Genomic DNA, 16,985 nt, shown 5'->3' on the forward strand with positions numbered 1-16,985 from the left:
CGCTACACTGTCGACGTTCTCATGCTGTGACCTGTTTTCCTCCGACTTCGCCGAGGAAACGACTCGTTGAAATCGCTTACTCGTGTCTGAGTGCATCTATCGGGTCGACAGTCGAGGCGCTCCAGGCAGGATACAGTCCCGCGAACACGCCGACGAGCGGACCCACGACGACGGCGACGACGAACCACAACGGTCGAATCCGAAGCGGGAGGTCGATGAGTACCGTCGCGGCGTAGCCGCCGCTGATGCCGACGAGCGCGCCGAACACCGACCCGAACAACCCGAGCAGTATCGCTTCGAGGAGGAACAACTGCATGATATCGCGGCGCTTCGCGCCGACGGCTTTCATGATGCCTATCTCTCTGGTCCGCTCGGTGACGCTGACGAGCATGATGTTCGCAATCCCGATGGCACCGACGACCAGCGAAATGACCGCGATGCCCGTGATGTAGGCGGTGAAGGTGCTACTGACCTGTCGAATCTGGTCGACGAGTTGGTCGTACGTCGTCACCTCGAACTGGTAGCCCTCGGCTTTGAGCACGCGCGCGTCGGAGCGGTCGGTGAGATACGAGATGATTCGGCCCTGTGTCGGCTCGATTTCTTGGATGCTGACGGCGCTGACGAGTATCTGTGAGTAGACGCGCTGCTGTTCGTCGGTGTTGGGGCTGATGACCGTCCGCTCGTAGAAGGGGTCCGTCGGCGCGTAGATGCTCGGTTGCGCGCCGTTCGTGAGCGCGCCCGCACCGTCCTGGGAAGCTTCCGCGATGCCGACGACGGTGGCGTTTATCGGCTGGCCGTTCGCCGCTTTGACGAGCGTGATGTTCTCGCCGACGGTGACGTTTTCGGCGAACATCCGGGCCGCCGGTCGGTTTAGCACAACCTCCCGCTGGCCGGGTCGGTACGACCGCCCCTCGACGATTCGTTGGCCCTTCAACTGGAAGTACTGCGGCCTGGAGACGGTCACCCACTGCCTGCCCACCGAGTCGTTTCGATACTGCACCTGTGCGGTGGCGATGCCGCCGACGGGAACCGCGGCTTGGACGCCCTGAATCTGGCGAATCTGGGCCGTGTCGTACTGCGTGAACACCGCCTGTCCACCCTGGCCGAGTTGCGGGATGTCGCCTTGGGTCTGCGAGGACGCCGAGACGTACATCACGTCTTGGTTGTTGCCGGCGATGGTGTTGACGATGTCCGCCTGTAGACTGGCTCCGAGCGTGACGAACGCGATGACGGCGGCGACGCCGATGATGACACCGAGCGTCGTCAGCGTCGAGCGGAGTTTGTGGCCGACGATGCTCCGCCAACTCATCCGGAGGCTCTCTAAGATGTCCACGCTTCACCTTCCGGCGCGTCTTCGCCCGCGCTCGCGGCGTCTTCGTCGACGGAGGGAGTCCGACGGCTCTCGCCGAGTTGTTCGATGCGCTCGATTTCGCCGTCGAGCACGTGGACGATTCGCTCGCCGTGTTCGGCGATGTCGCGTTCGTGTGTCACCATCAGTATCGTGTTGCCGCGCTGGTACAGGGCTTCGAGCAGTCGCATTATCTGGCGACTCGTCTCGCTGTCGAGGCTCCCGGTCGGTTCGTCCGCCAGAATAATCGCCGGGTCGTTGACCAGCGCGCGAGCGACGGCGACCCGTTGACGCTGCCCGCCGGAGAGTTCCGTCGGTTTGTGGTCGACGCGGTCGGCCAGTCCGACGTCGGCCAGAAGCGACTTCGCCCGCTTCGTCCGTTCTTCTCGCGGAACGTTACGAAACGACAGCGGCATGGCGACGTTCTCCAGTGCTGTCAGCCGTGGCATCAAGTTGAACGTCTGAAAAACGAAGCCGATTTTCTCGCCTCGAACCATCGCTCGCTCGGCGTCCGAGAGCTTCGTCACGTTCGTTCCGTCGATGTAAATTTCGCCCGCCGTGGGGGTGTCCAGACAGCCGATGAGGTTCAAAAGCGTACTCTTTCCGGAGCCACTCGGCCCCATGATGCTCGTGTACGACCCTCGCGGAACGTCCAACGAAACGTCGTCGAGCACCGGAACTGGCTCGCCGAGTTCGTACACTTTGTACACCCCCGACAGTGACACGACGGCGTCCTCGGTCGAACCCTCGCCGTCGGTGTGCGCGTCCATGTGCGCTAAACGAGCGTCGGACACAAAAGGTGTAGTGGCTGTCGCAGGTCGATATCGGGTGCGTTCGCCGGTTAACGCCTCACTATTGGAGACTGTCAGTATTCGAGAGAGACAGTGGCGACCCGCTGTGACCCTTGGTGACTTTTGGGTATGCCCGTCGCCTCCCGACCGAACCGCGGCGACTATCTCCCTCGACTACGCGCGAGCGTCCTCGTCGTCGACGTCCTGCATCCCCGGCGCGGCGCTGACGTCGACGTCTTCGGGTTCTTCCTGTCCCCCGACGCGGAGTTCGCCGTCCTCGTCTTCGACGTACACGTCGTCGGCGAACCCGCCTTCTGCGTGCGGATGCTCGGGGTTATCGAGTTTCTCCGGCGTCGACGGCGCGGTCGGAATCTCTCGAGTGCGGAACTCGCCCAGCGGGTCGGCGATGGTGATATCGTAGCGTCGGAAGAACTCCTCGTAGCGCTCGTAATGGGCTTCGAGTTCGTCGGCGGGGAACTCCATCATCTCGGTCCAGCCGTGGTTGTAGAAGTCGAAGTTCGCCTGAATGTGGGTGATTTCGCGTGCCTCCGCTTCCGAAAAGCCGGCGTCGAGCGCGGCGACGTACGTGTCGAACGTACAGTCGAAAAAGGCCTCCATGTGCGGTTCGCGCTCCTCACGTCGGCCTTCTTCGGCTTTCTTCCCGAAAACGCTCACGTGCAGGTCGACGAGTTTCTGCGTGGCGATGTCACCGATGACGGGCATCGTCAGCGCCTGTTTGGCAGCGAAGTGTCGAACGTTCTGACGCAGTTTCATAGTCGGTCGTTAGGACCCACCGAACTTCAACTCCACGCGTAGTCGTGAGTGGGACTCAGTGGTGAGTCTGCAACACCGAGACGCACAAACCTGTTTTGATGCAAGCCATCTGTCACCGCGCACGAGCCGCCAACACCTTTCGAACGTGCCGCTCGGCCCTCGTTTCGGGACCTACGGCGCTGAAATCTCCATAAGTGGATAGCAACCCACATTAACCCCCGTTACGAACCTCCCTCACATGACCGAATCGTACGTGATTATCGGCGACGGTATCGCGGGGAGTTCCGCGGCGGAGACCCTCCGCGAAGAGGCACCGGACGCCGAAGTCACCGTTATCACGGACGAGGGTGAAGCCCTCTACAATCGAATTCTCATCAAAGAGTTCGCCAAAGGCAAACTGCCGGAAGCGCCCATCTCGATTCACGACGAGTCGTGGTACGACGAACGCGACATCGACCTGCGTCTCAACACGCACGTCAAGAACATCGACCCCGACGGCCACGAGATTACGACGCACGAAGACGAGACGCTCGAATACGACAAACTGCTCGTCGCCACCGGCGGCACGCCGACGCAGTTGCCGGTCGGGAACTCCGACGCCGAGGGCATCCACCACTTCTGGACGTTCCAGGACGCCCGCCGCATCCGCGAGTCCGCCGACGCGGGCGAGAACGCCGTCATCGTCGGTGCCGGTCTTCTCGGCATCGACCTCGCCGCCATCTGTGGTGCACAGGGCGTCTCCGCCAAATATCTGATGCGCGGCAACGCCTGGTGGCGCTACGCGCTCTCGGAGGAAGGCGCGGAGATTATGCACGAGGCGATGCGCGATGTCGGCGTCGAACCCGTCTTCGGCAGCGGCGTCGACCACTTCGAGGTCGACGACGACGGCCACGTCACGGGCGCAGTCGACCCGAACGGCGAACAGTACGACTGTGACTGGGCGGGCGTCGCTATCGGCCTGAACTTCAACACCGAAATCCTCCAAGGAACGGGCGTCAAACAGGACGACGGCGTCGTCGTCGACCAGTACATGCAGTCGAGCGTCGACGACATCTACGCCGCGGGCGACCTGACGCGCTTCTACGACACCATCCTCGGCGAGTACGCCCAGAACGGGTCGTGGGGCAGCGCACGTGAGCAGGGTTCCATCGCAGGCCACAACATGGTCCACGGCGAAGAAAAGGAGTTCCGCTGGGTCTCGTCGTACTCCATCACCCACTTCGACTTCCCGTTCCTCTCGTTCGGTCACCCGACCATCGGCGACGAGGAAGCAGAACGCAAATACTCCGACACCGAGTGGCGGCGCATCGCGTTCAAAGACGGCAAAGTCGTCGGCGGCGTCCTCATCGGCGACCTCTCCGCGCAGAGCGCACTGAAGAAACTGATGCGCGAAGAGCGCGTCGTCGCCGACCAGGCCGAAGTCCTCCTCGAAAAGCAGATAGACCTCGACGACCTCGCGGCGACCCAAGAGCAGTAACTGACTCCCGTATTCTCCTATCTTTCGCAACCGGTAGCGCTGCCAGAAGATTCATAATGGTCTATGCTAATTGTTGTCGTATGGCACAGTCGACGAACACGACGGTCGCCGCGACACGGACGGACACGGTCCCGGCCGGCGCACGCGTGCGACATTTCGACGAGTTAGACGAGCGTGCACAACAGATGGTCGTCGCGGCAGCGAACGGGCAGCTATCGAACACCGCGTCGGTTCCCGGCCTCCGCAGCGGCGACGTCGTGGTTTTCACCGACTACTACCGAGTTCACTGAACGAGTCACACCGCCCGACGGACCGAAGCCGTTTTCGGCCGACGACGACGACAGGAGGGTATGCAAGGCGGCGGCTCAAACGATATGACTCTCGCGTTCGAGTTGGAGGCCCTCAAGCAGTTGGCCGACCCGAACATGGTGTTCAACGACGCCCGACAGTGGACCAAATACGTCGGTGTCGTCAGCGAGAAACCGACGTACGTGGTGACGAACTTCACGCGCAAAGAGCGCATCCGACAGGATTTCTTCTCCGGTCCGCGCGGCGTCGAGGAGAGCCTCGAAAACGTCAAACGGCAGTTCGACACCGACCGGCACGTCTTCGTCGGCACCACCGACGAGGACCGCGAACTCGCCGAAGCGACCGACTGGGAGTTCCTCCCGCTCGAACAGGCCGCGGAAGCGGCGAACTGGGACCTCGCGGGCGACACGCCCGAGGAAGACCCCTTCGAGGGCGAGACGCGCGACGACTGGCCGTAGCGACCGGTGCCGACCCCGTCGTTCAGGTCGACACTCCCGCATATCGAGGGTGTGACGCTATCGAAAGCACTAATCGCGGACGGTCCTTGGATACGGACGATGAGTCACCAGTTGCCTGACGTTCAGGCAAGCCAACCCGACGTCACCGTCGGACTCAGTCAGGTCGGCGTCACCGGCGTCGAGAAGCTCGTGAAACTCGCCCGAGACGGCAAGCGACCAATCGTGCTGATGGCGGAGTTCGAGGTGTTCGTCGACCTCCCGGCGACCCGCAAAGGAGCGGACATGAGCCGGAACATGGAAGTCATCGACGAGACGCTCGAAGCGGCCGTCGAAGAACCGAGTTACCGTGTCGAAGACGTGTGTGGCGACGCCGCCGAACGCCTCCTCGAAAAACACGACTACACCTCCACCGCCGAGATTCGGATGACCGCCGAACTCGTCACCCGCGAAGAGACGCCCGCCAGCGGCAAGCAGACACAAGGAACTGCAACCATCATCGCCAGCGCCGTCGCCACCGAGGAGGGCACGCGCGAGGAAATCGGTGCCCGCGTCACCGGGATGACGGTCTGCCCCTGCTCGCAGGGAATGTCCGCCTCCCGTGCCCGCGACGAACTCGCCGACCTCGGCGTCGACGACGAGACGGTCGAGGCCTTTCTCGACGCGGTTCCGCAACCGGGTCACTCCCAGCGCGGCCACGCGACGTTCACCGTGACGAGCGAAGGTTCGCCCGACGTGGACCTCGGCGACATCATCGACGTCGCCCGTGACTCGATGAGCGCACGCATCTACAATCTCGCCAAGCGCCCCGACGAGGACCACATGACGTTCCACGCACACGCGAACGCGAAGTTCGTCGAGGACTGCGTCCGCTCGATGGCCGAAGACGCCGTCGAGATGTTCGACCAACTGCCCGAGGACGCCGTTATCCACATGAAGCAGTCGAACGACGAGTCCATCCACCAGCACAACGCCCACGCCGAGCGCGAAGTGACGATGCAGCAGTTGCGAGCAGAACTCGGTCAGTAATCCAAAAAATCGAACCCGGTTAGAACGACAGCGGTTCCGCCGACTCCCAGCGCGGGTCGAACACCGCTCGAACGTCGGCGGCGAACTCGGGGTCTTTCAGGTCTATCATCGCAAGCGCTTCTCCCGGGTCCAACGGGTTCGGCACTTCGATACACACTTCTACGTCGTCGATGAGGTTGAACGTCCCCGTCACGTTCTCGCTCGTTCGAACCTCGAACTTCGGGTGTTCGGACAGTCCCTCTGTGTAGCGTTCGCCCACGCTCGGTGGGAGCGTCGCCACGAGGTCGGGCGTCATCAGAAGCGACACCGAGACGCCGCGTTCCAGTGCGGCGGCCAGTTCGTCGACGACGGCCTCGCTCACCGTGCCGAGGTCGAACTGTGGCGAGGGCGTCGCCGCCACCATCACCACGTGGTTGTCCGCCGTCGCCAACCGCTCGACGAGGAGGTCCATCGTCTCGCCGGGGCCGACGGCGGCGGTCCAAAACTGTCCTTCGACGGGTTCGCCCGCGTCGAGTTCGTCGACCAACTCGTCGACGATGCCTTCGTACTGCTGGGCTTTCTCGTCCAGTTCGCGCCGTTTGTCTTCGAGTAGACGGTCCAAAGCTGCGTCGGGTTCGACGGCGACGTACTTCTTGGGTCGACTCGCCGCCTGACTTCGGACGAGGCTGTACTGTTCGAGGCTGTTGAGCACGTCGTAGATACGTCCCATCGGTACGTCACTAGCCCGTGACAACTCCTTGGCCGTTGTCGGCCCGGTTCGGAGGAGCGCTCGGTACGAACGCGCCTCGTACTCGGACAGTCCCAGGTCTCGAAGACTCGCCATGCGGGTGAATATCACGCCTCGGATATAAACACACCGGACGTTTACACTGAAAAATCCTCGCGCTCAGTTGTTGGTCCCGAGTCGCCGTGTCGCCGCCGACACTTGCGTCATCAGTTCGTCAGGTGTGGCCGCCGACCGCGCCGTCTCACCGACGAGAACCGTCGCCGTGCCGGACTCGAACTCGCGGTCGGTCAACACCGAACCCGCGTTCGGGACGACGACTTTCTCGTGGTCGGCGACGCGCAACGCCGCGCGGTGGAGGTCGCTTCCGGGGTCGTCGGCGACGGCGACGACGAGCGGGTCGCCGCAGAGTCGTGCCGCCACCGCACCGTAGTCGGCCGCCTGCACGCCGATGCGGTCGGCGGCCCCGGCGAACGCCTCGATGGTTTCGCGGGCGACGTCCCGATACCGAGCATCACCCGTGAGCACCGCGAGGTCACAGAGCGCACTCGCCATCTCGACGTTGTCGTCGAGCGGACGGAACGGTCTGTCGAGCAGTCCCGGTCCCTCACGCGGGCCGTCGATGAACGACTCGTCCTCGTAGAGTTCGGCTATCGCTCTGTTCGCGACCGATTCGGCCACGTCGAGACCCCATCCCAGCACTTGCTGGGCGCGCGTGAACGCGGCGACGACCCGCGCGTGGTCACCGAGCAACAGCGACTCGCCGACGTCGTCGCCGGCGCGGAAGTGGGTCACTGCACCGTCCTCGTCGACCAACTCGGCCTCGAGGAAGTCGAGAACGCGTTCGGCGTACCGTTTCGCTTGCTCGTCGTCGGTGTAACCCGCGTAGGTGAGCATCGCCTCGGCGGCGAGTGCGTTCCCGCCCGCGAACGCGGTGAGGTCGACGCGCGGTTGTCTGGTCTCGGCGCGTTCGTCGGCCGAGAGCGCGTAGTACTCTCGCCCGGCCGCCGGACCGACGCTGCCGCCGACGGCGACGCCCGTCCAGAGGTCGTCGGTGAGAAAGTCGATGGTTCGTTTCGCGGGTCGGCGGTACGCGTCGTCGCCGGTGTAGAGGTAGCCGTTGGCGAACGCACGGACCAACGCCGCGTTCGTGTCCAGCAGTTTCTCGTGGTGGACGCCGCTCCAGTCGCGGCCACTCGTGTAGCGGAAGAAGCCACCAGACACGTCGTCGAACAGGTGGTCGCGGACGGCGTCGAGCGTTCGTAGCGCTTGTTCGCGTTCCCGTTTCAGCGCGAATTCGACGGTTCTGGGAAGCGGGAACTTCGCGTCGTCTCCCCACCCGGCGTGAACCTCGTCGTACTTCTCGCCGAGTTGGCCCGCGAGATGCGCCTCGATGGCCGGCGAGAGTTCGCCGACCGGCGTGGGGTCGTCCGCCAGTGCCCGGGGGATGCGTCCGGCGTCGCCCCCGCGTTCGGCCCACGTCTCGCGGACGCTGTCGAGTACCTGTCGCATCCCCTCGGGGCCGAGATAGCCCGCCCCGGAGATGACGCCGCCGCTTGGCGTCACGAACACGGTGGAGGGAAAGCCGCCCATGTTGTATCGTTCGCGGACGCACGGGTGTCGGTCCACGTCGACGCGGACGGGGACGAAGTCGTCGTTGACGTTCGCGGCGATGCGCGGTTCGGCGTACGTCTCGGCGTCCATCTCGTGACAGCCAGCACACCACGTCGCAGAGAGCGACAGCAACAGGGGCTGTTCGGCGTCGGCCGCCTCGGCGAACGCCGCCGGTCCCCACTCACGCCATTCGATGCGTGTCTCGTCGTCCATACACGCCCTCGGAGAGCGTCCCGGGTAAGCGCTTCGAGGTGTGGTCACGCGTGCGGGGACCGCGGCGTCGTCGCCGCGGTTCTACGCGTTCGCGCGCTGTAACTGCGCGGCGGTCCGAACCCGAACGTCGACGGGTTTCTTGACGAACTCGCCGGTCGACCGTGCGATGACGTGTTCGACGCCTCGCTGGGCGGCCACGTCGAGTAGACGCTGGTCGAGTTCGTCGTCGACGACGACGGCGTACGGGACTCTGTCGGCATTGACGACGGCGTCGAACGCGTCGGCCGTCGCCACTTCCGCCAACGGGTCCAAGTCGGCGTCGAGCAGACGGGCGAGACCGCTTCCGTCGTCGATGACCTCGGCGACGTGTTCTCTCAGGCTCTTCGGTTCCGGGGGGAGCGATGCCCGGGCGGCCTCGTCTGCACCCGGCTCCGAATCGATGTTCGCTGCAGTTTCGCTGCCGTCGCTGTTACCGTCACCGTCGACTGAATCTTCGGCGCTTGCGTCGGCGTCGGTCGACTCGATGTCGGTCGATTCTGTGTCCGTCGTCTCCCCTACAGCGGGGGAGGGAGTCGCAGGAGCGTCAGTCGTCTCCAACGACTCCGTTCGAGGGTCCGAGGACGCCTCGGGAGCGGGTGTCGAACTACCGTCGGTCGCGGCGACCGACGAACGTACGTCGCCGTCGTCGTCGGCGACAGCGTCGTACGGAACCTTACCGCGCAGCGCAGACATCACCTCGTGACGCGCGAGGTCCTCGACGGAACGACCCGGCGGCGCGAAGGCGACGTAGTCGACGCTGCCGACCTGTGCGAGTTCGCGCAGGATGAGTTCGCCACCGCGGTCACCGTCGAGAAACGCCGTGACGGTCCGGTCGTCGGTCAGTTCGGCGACGGCGTCGGGCACGTTCGTCCCCTCGACGGCGACGCCGTTCTTGATACCGTAGCGAAGCAGCGTCAGAATGTCGGCGCGGCCCTCGACGACGACGATGGCGTCGGAGTCGGCGACACGCGGTCCCGCGGGCAACCCGTGGTACTCCGTGATATCCTCGACGCGGACGCTCTCGCGCACCTCTTCGAGAATCTCACGGCTGGTCATCACGCTGTCGTCGAACGCCTCCGAGAGCAGTTCCTTCGCGCGGTCGACGACCTCGCGGCGCTTGGCGCTGCGGACATCTTCGATGTCGACGACTTCCGCGTGTGCCTGACACGGTCCGACACGAGAGATACTCTCTAGCGCGGCCGCGAGAATTGCGGTCTCTACCTTGTCGAGGCTACTCGCGATAGTAATCTGACCGAACGACTGGCCGTTCTCGCTGTCGATTTCGACGTCTATGCGTCCGATTTTCGACCCCTGCTGGAGGTCACGGAGGTCTAAATCGTCGCCGAGGAGGCCTTCGGTCTGCCCGAAGACCGCACCGACTACGTCGCTTCGCTCGACCACCCCGTCTGCGGTCACCGAAGCGTGAATAAGATATTTCGCAGTGTCTTCCATGATTGAATCACCGGTGATTGATGTTGATGTGAAATGCGGGCGGCGTGACCGTCCACACCCCCGTATATAAGTTTTGCAGGCGGGATATAGCTGTCGCACTCCTCGCTCCTGCTGACTGTTTAACTCCGGATAGTCCGTACGACAGCAACCGGACATTAAGAAAAATATTCTTCAAAGAGAGATATCGAAGCCACATTAGCAGGACTTATCACCGCGTAGTTATTCACTGCTAGATGTGACACGACAGAAACGCGATTATCTTTGGGTCGTTGCGTTCGCAGTACTCGTGGTCTTCGCCGTGCCGTGGTTCCTTTGGGGAGACAGTCGCATCGTCGCGGGACTGCCGCTGTGGCTCTGGTGGCACATCGGCTGGATGGGCGTCGCAAGCGCCACGTTCTACGCGTTCACCCGCGGTGCGTGGGACCGCGGAATGGGGGTGACCCGTGGTTAGCTCGCTCGCCGTCCAAGTCGGCGTTATCTTCGCATACCTGCTGGTCGCACTCGCCGTCGGGTTGGTCGCCTATCGGTTAACCGACCGCGCGGCGGAAGATTACTACCTCGCTAGTCGTTCGCTCGGGACGGTCGTTCTCCTCTTTACGACGTTTGCGACGCTGCTCTCGGCGTTCACGTTCTTCGGTGGACCCAACCTCGCGTACTCGGCGGGCCCCGAGTGGATTCTCGTGATGGGGTTGATGGACGGCATCCTCTTCGCCATCCTCTGGTACGTGCTGGGCTACAAGCAGTGGCTCGTCGGCCGCGCCCGCGGCTACGTGACGCTCGGCGAGATGCTCGGCGACCGCTTCGGTTCGACCGGCCTCCGGGCGCTCGTCGCCGGCATCAGCCTCTTTTGGCTCTTCCCGTACATCATGCTCCAGCAGATGGGCGCAGGAACGGCTATCGTCGGCCTCACCGAGGGGGCGATACCCTACTGGGCCGGCGCAGCGCTCATCACCGTCTTCATGGTCGTCTACGTCGCCGCTGCGGGGCTTCGAGGCGTCGCGTGGACCGACACGGTGCAGGGACTGTTCATGCTCGGCATCGTCTGGGTCGCCGTTATCTGGGTCGTCTCGGCTATCGGCGGTCCGGCCGCCGCTTACACCGGTTTCGATGCCGACGCGCTCGCGCTCGGCGGCGGGTTGTACACTCCGCAGTACATCATCTCGACGGCGGTCACCATCGCCTTCGGCGTGGCGATGTTCCCGCAGATAAACCAGCGCTTCTTCGTCGCCAAATCCGACCGCGTGCTGAAGCGGTCGTTCGCGCTGTGGCCGGTTCTGGTCGTCCTCCTGTTCGTGCCCGCGTTCATGCTCGGCACGTGGGCGGCGGGCCTCGGCATCGACGTGCCCGAGGGCGCGAACGTCGTTCCCATCCTCCTCAACGAGTACACTCCGGTGTGGTTCGCGGCGCTCGTCATCGCGGGCGCGATGGCGGCGATGATGTCCTCCTCGGATTCGATGCTCCTGTCGGGGTCGTCGTATCTGACGCGTGACCTCTACCGGCCGCTCGTCGACCCCGACGCCAGCGAAGCGAAAGAAGGCTGGGTCGCTCGCGTCGGCGTCGGCGTCTTCGCCGTCGGCACGTTCGTGGCGAGTCTGTTCCAACCCGGGTCGCTCATCGAAATCGGTGACCTCGCGTTCAGCGGGTTCGCCCAACTCACGCTTCCCGTCTTGGTTTCGCTATACTGGACGAAGACGACGCGAAACGGGATGTACGCCGGTATCGTCGGCAGTCAGGCGTTCTACGTGCTTCACTCGCTCGGGCCGCTTTCGGCGACGTACTTCGGGTGGGACGCCGCGCTGTACGGAATGATTCTCGGTCTCGTGCTCACCGTCGGCGTCTCGGCGGTCACCTCGCCCGCGCCCGACGAGAAGCAGGCGACGTTTACCGACGGTCTGAGCGCGGACTGAGCGCCGATTCGACTTCGACACGGCCGAACGCGTCCGAAGCATACAATTTCTGTCGCTCCTAAGCCAAGGTATGAACGACCCCGGGCTACAGTCGCTCGTGGACCAGTCGACGCTCCGGAACCGCGTCCGCCGCGGCGACCTCCCCGACTGGGCCGTCTCGCACTACGAAACGTTCCGTGAGACGATGCTCTCGGAGCGAGACGGCGAACCGTTTCCCTGCTACTTCGGCATCGAAACCGAACGACAGGGTGACGCGCTCTACACGTTCGTCCCGTCGACGACGCACCCCGACGCACTCCTTCGATTTCGCGATACGCTGCTCGAATACATCGACGTGTTCGAGGAGTTCTCGGAGCGCGCCTCGCTCGTCGTGTTCTTCAAACCGCCCGAGGAGGAACTGACGGAGGCCGAGTACCACGAACAGCTCTGGCACATTCTGCAGTTTCTGCACGTCCACGACCCCGAACCGTGGCCCGAGGACATTCCGACGGACCCCGACGACAACCGCTGGGAGTTCTCCTTCGGCGGCGAACCGATGTTCCCGACGACTCGCGCGCCGTTCTACGAGCGGCGGATGAGTCGCTACTGCCCGCTCGGTCTCGAAATCACGTTCCAGCCCAGAAAGATATTCGAGGGCATCACCGCCGACACCGAGGCCGGCCAGCAGGCGCGCGAGGTTATCCAGCGGCGCATCGAGTCGTACGACGGCGTCTGCCCGCACGCCGACATCGGCGACTGGGGCGTCGACGGCGACCGCGAGTGGCACCAGTACATGCTGTCGGCCGATGCCGACCAAGCGCCCGACGACTGCCCGATGACCGTCAGTCGCGTCCACCCGAAAGTCGACCCCGAACTGCTGAAGCCGAGGCTGGAAGCGTGAGTTCAGCGGGCGAACTCCAGTTGCCCGACGATGCCGTCTTACTGCTCGTCGACTTCCAGACCGGATTCGACGACCCGGCGTGGGGCGAACGCAACAACCCCGACGCCGAGTCGCGCGCGGCGGACCTCTTGTCGGCGTGGCGCGAGCGGGGGATGCCCCTCGTCCACGTTCGCCACCGCTCACAGGAAGCCGACTCGCCGCTGCGGCCCGACCGACCGGGGTTCGCCTACCTCGACGAAACCGCACCCCAGGCGGGCGAACGGACGTTCGAGAAGACGGTCAACAGCGCCTTTTTCGGCACCGAACTGGAGAACTGGCTCCGCGAACGCGACTACGAAACTTTGGTCGTCGTCGGCCTCACGACCGACCACTGCGTCTCGACGACGACGCGGATGGCCGAGAACCTCGGCTTTTCTCCTCTCCTCGTCTCCGACGCGACGGCGACGTTCGACCGGGAGGGACCGGACGGCCAACAGTACGACGCCGAGACGATGCACCGAACCGCGCTGACGCATCTGAACGGGGAGTTCGCCCGCGTCGTCGACAGCGAAGCGGTGTTGGCGGCGTTCGACTGAACGGCCGAGAGGTGCGGAGATTTATGACGGATAGGAAACTACTGTGACGATATGCGCCGTCTCTTCGCCCTCCTCGGAATCGGCCTCCTGCTCGCCACCGCAGGTCTCCTCGCCTTCGGTGGAACCCCGCACGAAGCGACGACGTGGTTCTGGCTCGCCTGCCTCGGTCTGTCGGGACTCTCGTTCACGGTTTCGGCGTTCCGCGACGAGGTGACAGTCGGGTCGAACTCGCTTCGCTGGTACGTTTTCGCCGGCGTCGGCGACATCTTTCTCGCCGCCGCGACGTTCGTGCTCTCTATCGGCGACGTGCTCTCGGGCGCGCCGACTGAGGTGCTTATCGGCTCCGTCGCCGGCGCGCTCGGCGCGCTGTTCCTCGCGTTCATCGGCGTCGACTACGTCCGCGGCGGCGTCCACATGGACCTCTCCGCGTTCGCCTGACGCTCTCGGAACCGCATTCGTTTAACCGGCGTCCGTCCAAGAAACAGCCATGCAGACACACATCGTACCGGTCGGTTTCGACTACGACCGGCTCATCGCGCCCCTCATCCGGGACCAGTTAGACGTCGACCGGGTGATTCTCCTCGAGGGTGCGGTCGGCAGTGAGGCCAACGTGGAGTACTCACAACGCCTCTCGGGGAAACTCGAAAAGGACTTTCAGAACCTCCTCGGCGCGACGACGGAACGGCTGGTTCTCGCCGACGTCTACGACTACGACGCCGCCTTCGAGCAGGCGTACGACCTCATCAACGCCGAACTCGACAGAGGGACCGCCGTCGTCGACGACGAGGCCGACGGAGCCACAGGGACCACCGGGGCCAGCAGGACCGCCGCATCCGCCGACGCCGGCGAAGTGTGGGTGAACGTCAGCGCGATGCCGCGGCCCGTCTCCTTTGCGTTCGCTACCGCCGCCCACTCCATCATGGTCGAACGCCAAGACGACAGAGAGCGCATCCACACCTACTACACTGCCCCCGAGAAGTATCTGGAGACCGAGTTGGCCGAGGAACTCCGCGCCGACAGAGAACTGCTTCGGGACCTACTCGGCGACAACGACGTCGACGAGACACGCCTCCGCGAACGCCTCGATGCAGCTACAGAGTTGCTCTCGGAGTTCGACGAACGTGGCACGACTATCGGCGCGAAGCGTATCGGAAACCGACACATCGTCGAACTCCCCGTCGCCTCCTTCTCGAACGTCAAACCGTTCGAAGAACTCATTCTCTTTACGCTGGGCGAACACGGCGTCTTCGAGTCCGTCTCCGAACTCGCCGAGACGCTCGCGGGCGAACTCAACGAGGAGTACACCGACAGCTTCCGCTCGAAAGTCATCTACAACGTCGACCGACTCGGCCCCGGCGGGAAAGGCTACATCGAACGCGACGAACGCGGCAAATCCCACCGGACGCGCCTCTCACGCATCGGCGAACTGTGGGTCCGCTCGCACACCGACGACGCCGACGTCGTCGAATAGCGCCCCCACCGAGCGTCTCTGTTTCCTTCTTTTCCTCACTCCTCGATGGTTCCGAACCCCGCCGCGGGTTCGACGTCGTCGAGCGGACTCGTCGGGGCCGAGGCCGGTACCTCGGGGTCGTTGTAGTCGCCGGGGGCGACGTCGTTCGGCCCGTCCGGATAGAACAGCGAGGCGAGTTGCTGAATCTGCATCCGCCCGACGCCCAACTCGAACTGGCCGCCGCCGTACAGCGAGATGTCGCGCGCTTCGGCGTACTCGATGGTGTCGAGCAACGATTCGAGGGTTCCGAACCGCGAGGGCTTGATGTTGAGCCACTGTGGTTCGAACGGGAGCGCTTCGACGCTTTCGATACCCGTTATCGGCGCGTCCCACGAGAGTCGACTCGTCTCTTTTTCGAGCATCGACTCTGTCTCTTCGGAGACGGCTGGGTCTTCGACGACGGCGTCGGGGAAACCCGAGAAGATGCGTTCGTACAGGTCGGGGTCCGCGCCTTGGTCGACGACGGTCCCGCTGTAGTAGCCTTTCAAGTCGAGGATTCGCACCGCGCCGGTCGCTGCGAGGTCGGATACGAGTTCGTCGTCCCAGTCGCTCGTCGGGTCGAGTTTGAACTCCGAGTCGGGGTACGACGCGAGCAACTCGTCGACGCGCCGAGTCGTCGGCACCTCCTCGCCGTCCAGTCGCGTACTCACGACGAACCTGAGTGGGTCGTACGCTCGCTCTACCGCCTCGCCGAGCGTCTGTCCCGCCTGTTTGAGCGCGAGGTCCAACGCGGCGCTCTCGACGGCCCAACGTCGGTAGTGGTGGCCCGTTTCGCGTTCGGGAGTTTTCGTCGGAAAGAGGTCGATGTCGTCGAGCATCGCCGAGAACTCCGAGAGCGTGTACTCGCCGGTGAAATCGAACGGCGGCGCATCAGAGAGCGCGTCGTGGTCTTCGGTGTCGTACGTAACGTCCTCGCCGCGGCCCGTCTCGCCGTCGCCCAAGAGTGCGAAGACGGTCGTCGCGCGGTTGAACCCGCTGGACGTCGCCCGTTCGCGTCGGGAACGGGACGTGTCGTCGACGACGAGCGAGAGGTCTGCCAGTCGGTCGTAGAGACTCATGGAGGGAGTTGGGCCGCCGGTCTGTTAACTGTACGCGCAGAAACGGGTGGGTTCCGAACAGCGAGACGAATCGCTGGGAAGTCGGTGACGCGGGTCAGCGACCGCCCAACGCACCGACCTCGAACTTCTTGATGCGCGTCGACAGCGCGAGAAACGTCGCCGTCAGCGTCAGCGTCACCGCGCCCGCCGCCGCGAGTTGGAGCGCGGTCACGCCGCCGAAGATGACCTCGAAGTCGGCAAACGGCAGGTTCGTGTGATGGGGGTCGCCGACGATGGGGACGAAGTAGTCGACGATATCGTTGAAGCCGTACCAGACGACTGCGACGGCGACGGCTCCGACCGGGAACGCCGAGTACCGGTGGATGAGAAACGCCTGCACGACCATCGCCAGATGGCTGAAGAACAAGAAGAGGTACATCGGGATGGCCGTGTAGCCGAGAAAGCCGTCGGCGAAGACGACGAGCGTGAACGGCGTCCAGAAGCCGAGTTTCCAACAACCGAAGAAGGCGAGTGCGTTCAGATACTCGTTGTTGCGGCCGAGTTTCCACAGCGCGAGCGACAGCGCGATGAACAGCGTCGCCACCGGACTGTCGGGGACGAACGGCCACATAATCTGTGGGGTCTCCGAGAACTGCGGGAGGTAGTAGTAGAAGCCGAACGCCGTGCCGAGGAGGTTGATAACGACGACGAGCCACGCGAGGTTCAGACCGAAGTTCTCCAACCACCGGGGAAGGGGAGCGAGCCACCGCGGAAGCCCCTCCGCCGACGGGAGTCCGTCGCCGCCGAAGAGGCCGCCAGCGTCGTCACGCGCGAGAGACATACCCGTGGGT

Annotated in this window: 18 protein-coding genes; 10 read left to right on the forward strand and 8 right to left on the reverse strand. The window is 64.1% G+C overall.

Translation table 11 applies throughout. The features are described from left to right. Nucleotides 1–76: 76 nt before the first annotated feature. From AUR64_RS13665 to AUR64_RS13675, 3 genes are all read right to left on the reverse strand, one after another. Complete coding sequence (locus tag AUR64_RS13665; protein WP_058582490.1) at nucleotides 77–1,333, reverse strand: ABC transporter permease; 1,257 nt, start codon at nucleotides 1,331–1,333, stop codon at nucleotides 77–79. Beyond that, the gene (locus AUR64_RS13670) at nucleotides 1,321–2,118 is read right to left on the reverse strand and encodes an ABC transporter ATP-binding protein (protein ID WP_071391278.1); all 798 of its coding nucleotides are present in this window, start codon (nucleotides 2,116–2,118) and stop codon (nucleotides 1,321–1,323) included. The genes AUR64_RS13665 and AUR64_RS13670 overlap by 13 nt, the downstream gene beginning before the upstream one ends. A gap of 195 nt (nucleotides 2,119–2,313) precedes the next feature. Continuing rightward, the gene (locus AUR64_RS13675) at nucleotides 2,314–2,913 is read right to left on the reverse strand and encodes a DUF6149 family protein (RefSeq protein ID WP_058582491.1); all 600 of its coding nucleotides are present in this window, start codon (nucleotides 2,911–2,913) and stop codon (nucleotides 2,314–2,316) included. A 238-nt stretch (nucleotides 2,914–3,151) separates the two neighbouring features. On the opposite strand from AUR64_RS13675, the gene AUR64_RS13680 reads away from it, so the two are divergent. The 4 genes from AUR64_RS13680 to mptA all read left to right on the forward strand — a co-directional run bounded on the left by AUR64_RS13680 (nucleotide 3,152) and on the right by mptA (nucleotide 6,183). Continuing rightward, nucleotides 3,152–4,390: an NAD(P)/FAD-dependent oxidoreductase gene (locus tag AUR64_RS13680; RefSeq protein WP_058582492.1), complete on the forward strand. Its 1,239-nt coding sequence runs from the start codon at nucleotides 3,152–3,154 to the stop codon at nucleotides 4,388–4,390. An 80-nt stretch (nucleotides 4,391–4,470) separates the two neighbouring features. Further along, nucleotides 4,471–4,680, forward strand: a complete 210-nt coding sequence (locus AUR64_RS13685) for a hypothetical protein (RefSeq protein ID WP_058582493.1) — start codon at nucleotides 4,471–4,473, stop codon at nucleotides 4,678–4,680. Between the two features lie 60 nt (nucleotides 4,681–4,740). After that, nucleotides 4,741–5,157 carry a DUF7124 domain-containing protein gene (locus tag AUR64_RS13690; protein WP_058582494.1) on the forward strand — a complete coding sequence of 139 codons (417 nt, stop codon included), beginning with the start codon at nucleotides 4,741–4,743 and terminating at the stop codon, nucleotides 5,155–5,157. A 99-nt stretch (nucleotides 5,158–5,256) separates the two neighbouring features. Next, on the forward strand, nucleotides 5,257–6,183 hold the full coding sequence (gene mptA / locus AUR64_RS13695) for a GTP cyclohydrolase MptA (RefSeq protein WP_058582495.1): 927 nt from the start codon (nucleotides 5,257–5,259) through the stop codon (nucleotides 6,181–6,183). Between the two features lie 19 nt (nucleotides 6,184–6,202). Here mptA and AUR64_RS13700 read toward each other — a convergent pair whose 3' ends face one another. The 3 genes from AUR64_RS13700 to dnaG all read right to left on the reverse strand — a co-directional run bounded on the left by AUR64_RS13700 (nucleotide 6,203) and on the right by dnaG (nucleotide 10,225). Continuing rightward, a complete protein-coding gene (locus AUR64_RS13700; protein WP_058582496.1) occupies nucleotides 6,203–7,006 on the reverse strand; it encodes a TrmB family transcriptional regulator in 804 nt (267 codons plus the stop codon). Nucleotides 7,007–7,069: 63 nt separating this feature from the next. Then, a complete protein-coding gene (locus AUR64_RS13705; protein WP_058582497.1) occupies nucleotides 7,070–8,734 on the reverse strand; it encodes a DUF255 domain-containing protein in 1,665 nt (554 codons plus the stop codon). Between the two features lie 81 nt (nucleotides 8,735–8,815). After that, nucleotides 8,816–10,225 (reverse strand): DNA primase DnaG, encoded by a 1,410-nt coding sequence (gene dnaG / locus AUR64_RS13710; RefSeq protein ID WP_058582498.1) that lies wholly within the window; start codon nucleotides 10,223–10,225, stop codon nucleotides 8,816–8,818. A 235-nt stretch (nucleotides 10,226–10,460) separates the two neighbouring features. Here dnaG and AUR64_RS13715 point away from each other — a divergent pair, with 235 nt between their 5' ends. From AUR64_RS13715 to AUR64_RS13740, 6 genes are all read left to right on the forward strand, one after another. Continuing rightward, nucleotides 10,461–10,676, forward strand: coding sequence for a DUF3311 domain-containing protein (locus AUR64_RS13715; protein ID WP_058582499.1), 216 nt, complete (start codon nucleotides 10,461–10,463; stop codon nucleotides 10,674–10,676). After that, on the forward strand, nucleotides 10,669–12,132 hold the full coding sequence (locus AUR64_RS13720; protein WP_058582500.1) for a sodium:solute symporter family protein: 1,464 nt from the start codon (nucleotides 10,669–10,671) through the stop codon (nucleotides 12,130–12,132). Before AUR64_RS13715 ends, AUR64_RS13720 begins: the two co-directional genes overlap by 8 nt. Nucleotides 12,133–12,202: 70 nt before the next feature. After that, the gene (locus tag AUR64_RS13725; protein ID WP_058582501.1) at nucleotides 12,203–13,012 is read left to right on the forward strand and encodes a YqcI/YcgG family protein; all 810 of its coding nucleotides are present in this window, start codon (nucleotides 12,203–12,205) and stop codon (nucleotides 13,010–13,012) included. Then, on the forward strand, nucleotides 13,009–13,587 hold the full coding sequence (locus AUR64_RS13730) for a cysteine hydrolase family protein (protein ID WP_058582502.1): 579 nt from the start codon (nucleotides 13,009–13,011) through the stop codon (nucleotides 13,585–13,587). The genes AUR64_RS13725 and AUR64_RS13730 overlap by 4 nt, the downstream gene beginning before the upstream one ends. A 51-nt stretch (nucleotides 13,588–13,638) precedes the next feature. Continuing rightward, complete coding sequence (locus AUR64_RS13735) at nucleotides 13,639–14,025, forward strand: hypothetical protein (protein ID WP_058582503.1); 387 nt, start codon at nucleotides 13,639–13,641, stop codon at nucleotides 14,023–14,025. Between the two features lie 49 nt (nucleotides 14,026–14,074). After that, the gene (locus tag AUR64_RS13740; RefSeq protein ID WP_058582504.1) at nucleotides 14,075–15,058 is read left to right on the forward strand and encodes an HFX_2341 family transcriptional regulator; all 984 of its coding nucleotides are present in this window, start codon (nucleotides 14,075–14,077) and stop codon (nucleotides 15,056–15,058) included. 35 nt (nucleotides 15,059–15,093) lie between these two features. On the opposite strand, the gene AUR64_RS13745 is transcribed toward AUR64_RS13740, so the two are convergent. Together AUR64_RS13745 and AUR64_RS13750 are read right to left on the reverse strand one after the other, a co-directional pair. Beyond that, nucleotides 15,094–16,155: a hypothetical protein gene (locus tag AUR64_RS13745; RefSeq protein WP_058582505.1), complete on the reverse strand. Its 1,062-nt coding sequence runs from the start codon at nucleotides 16,153–16,155 to the stop codon at nucleotides 15,094–15,096. Between the two features lie 94 nt (nucleotides 16,156–16,249). After that, nucleotides 16,250–16,975, reverse strand: a complete 726-nt coding sequence (locus tag AUR64_RS13750) for a DUF1405 domain-containing protein (protein WP_058582506.1) — start codon at nucleotides 16,973–16,975, stop codon at nucleotides 16,250–16,252. Nucleotides 16,976–16,985 lie beyond the last annotated feature (10 nt).

The organism is Haloprofundus marisrubri, assembly GCF_001469955.1.
Lineage (GTDB): Archaea > Halobacteriota > Halobacteria > Halobacteriales > Haloferacaceae > Haloprofundus > Haloprofundus marisrubri.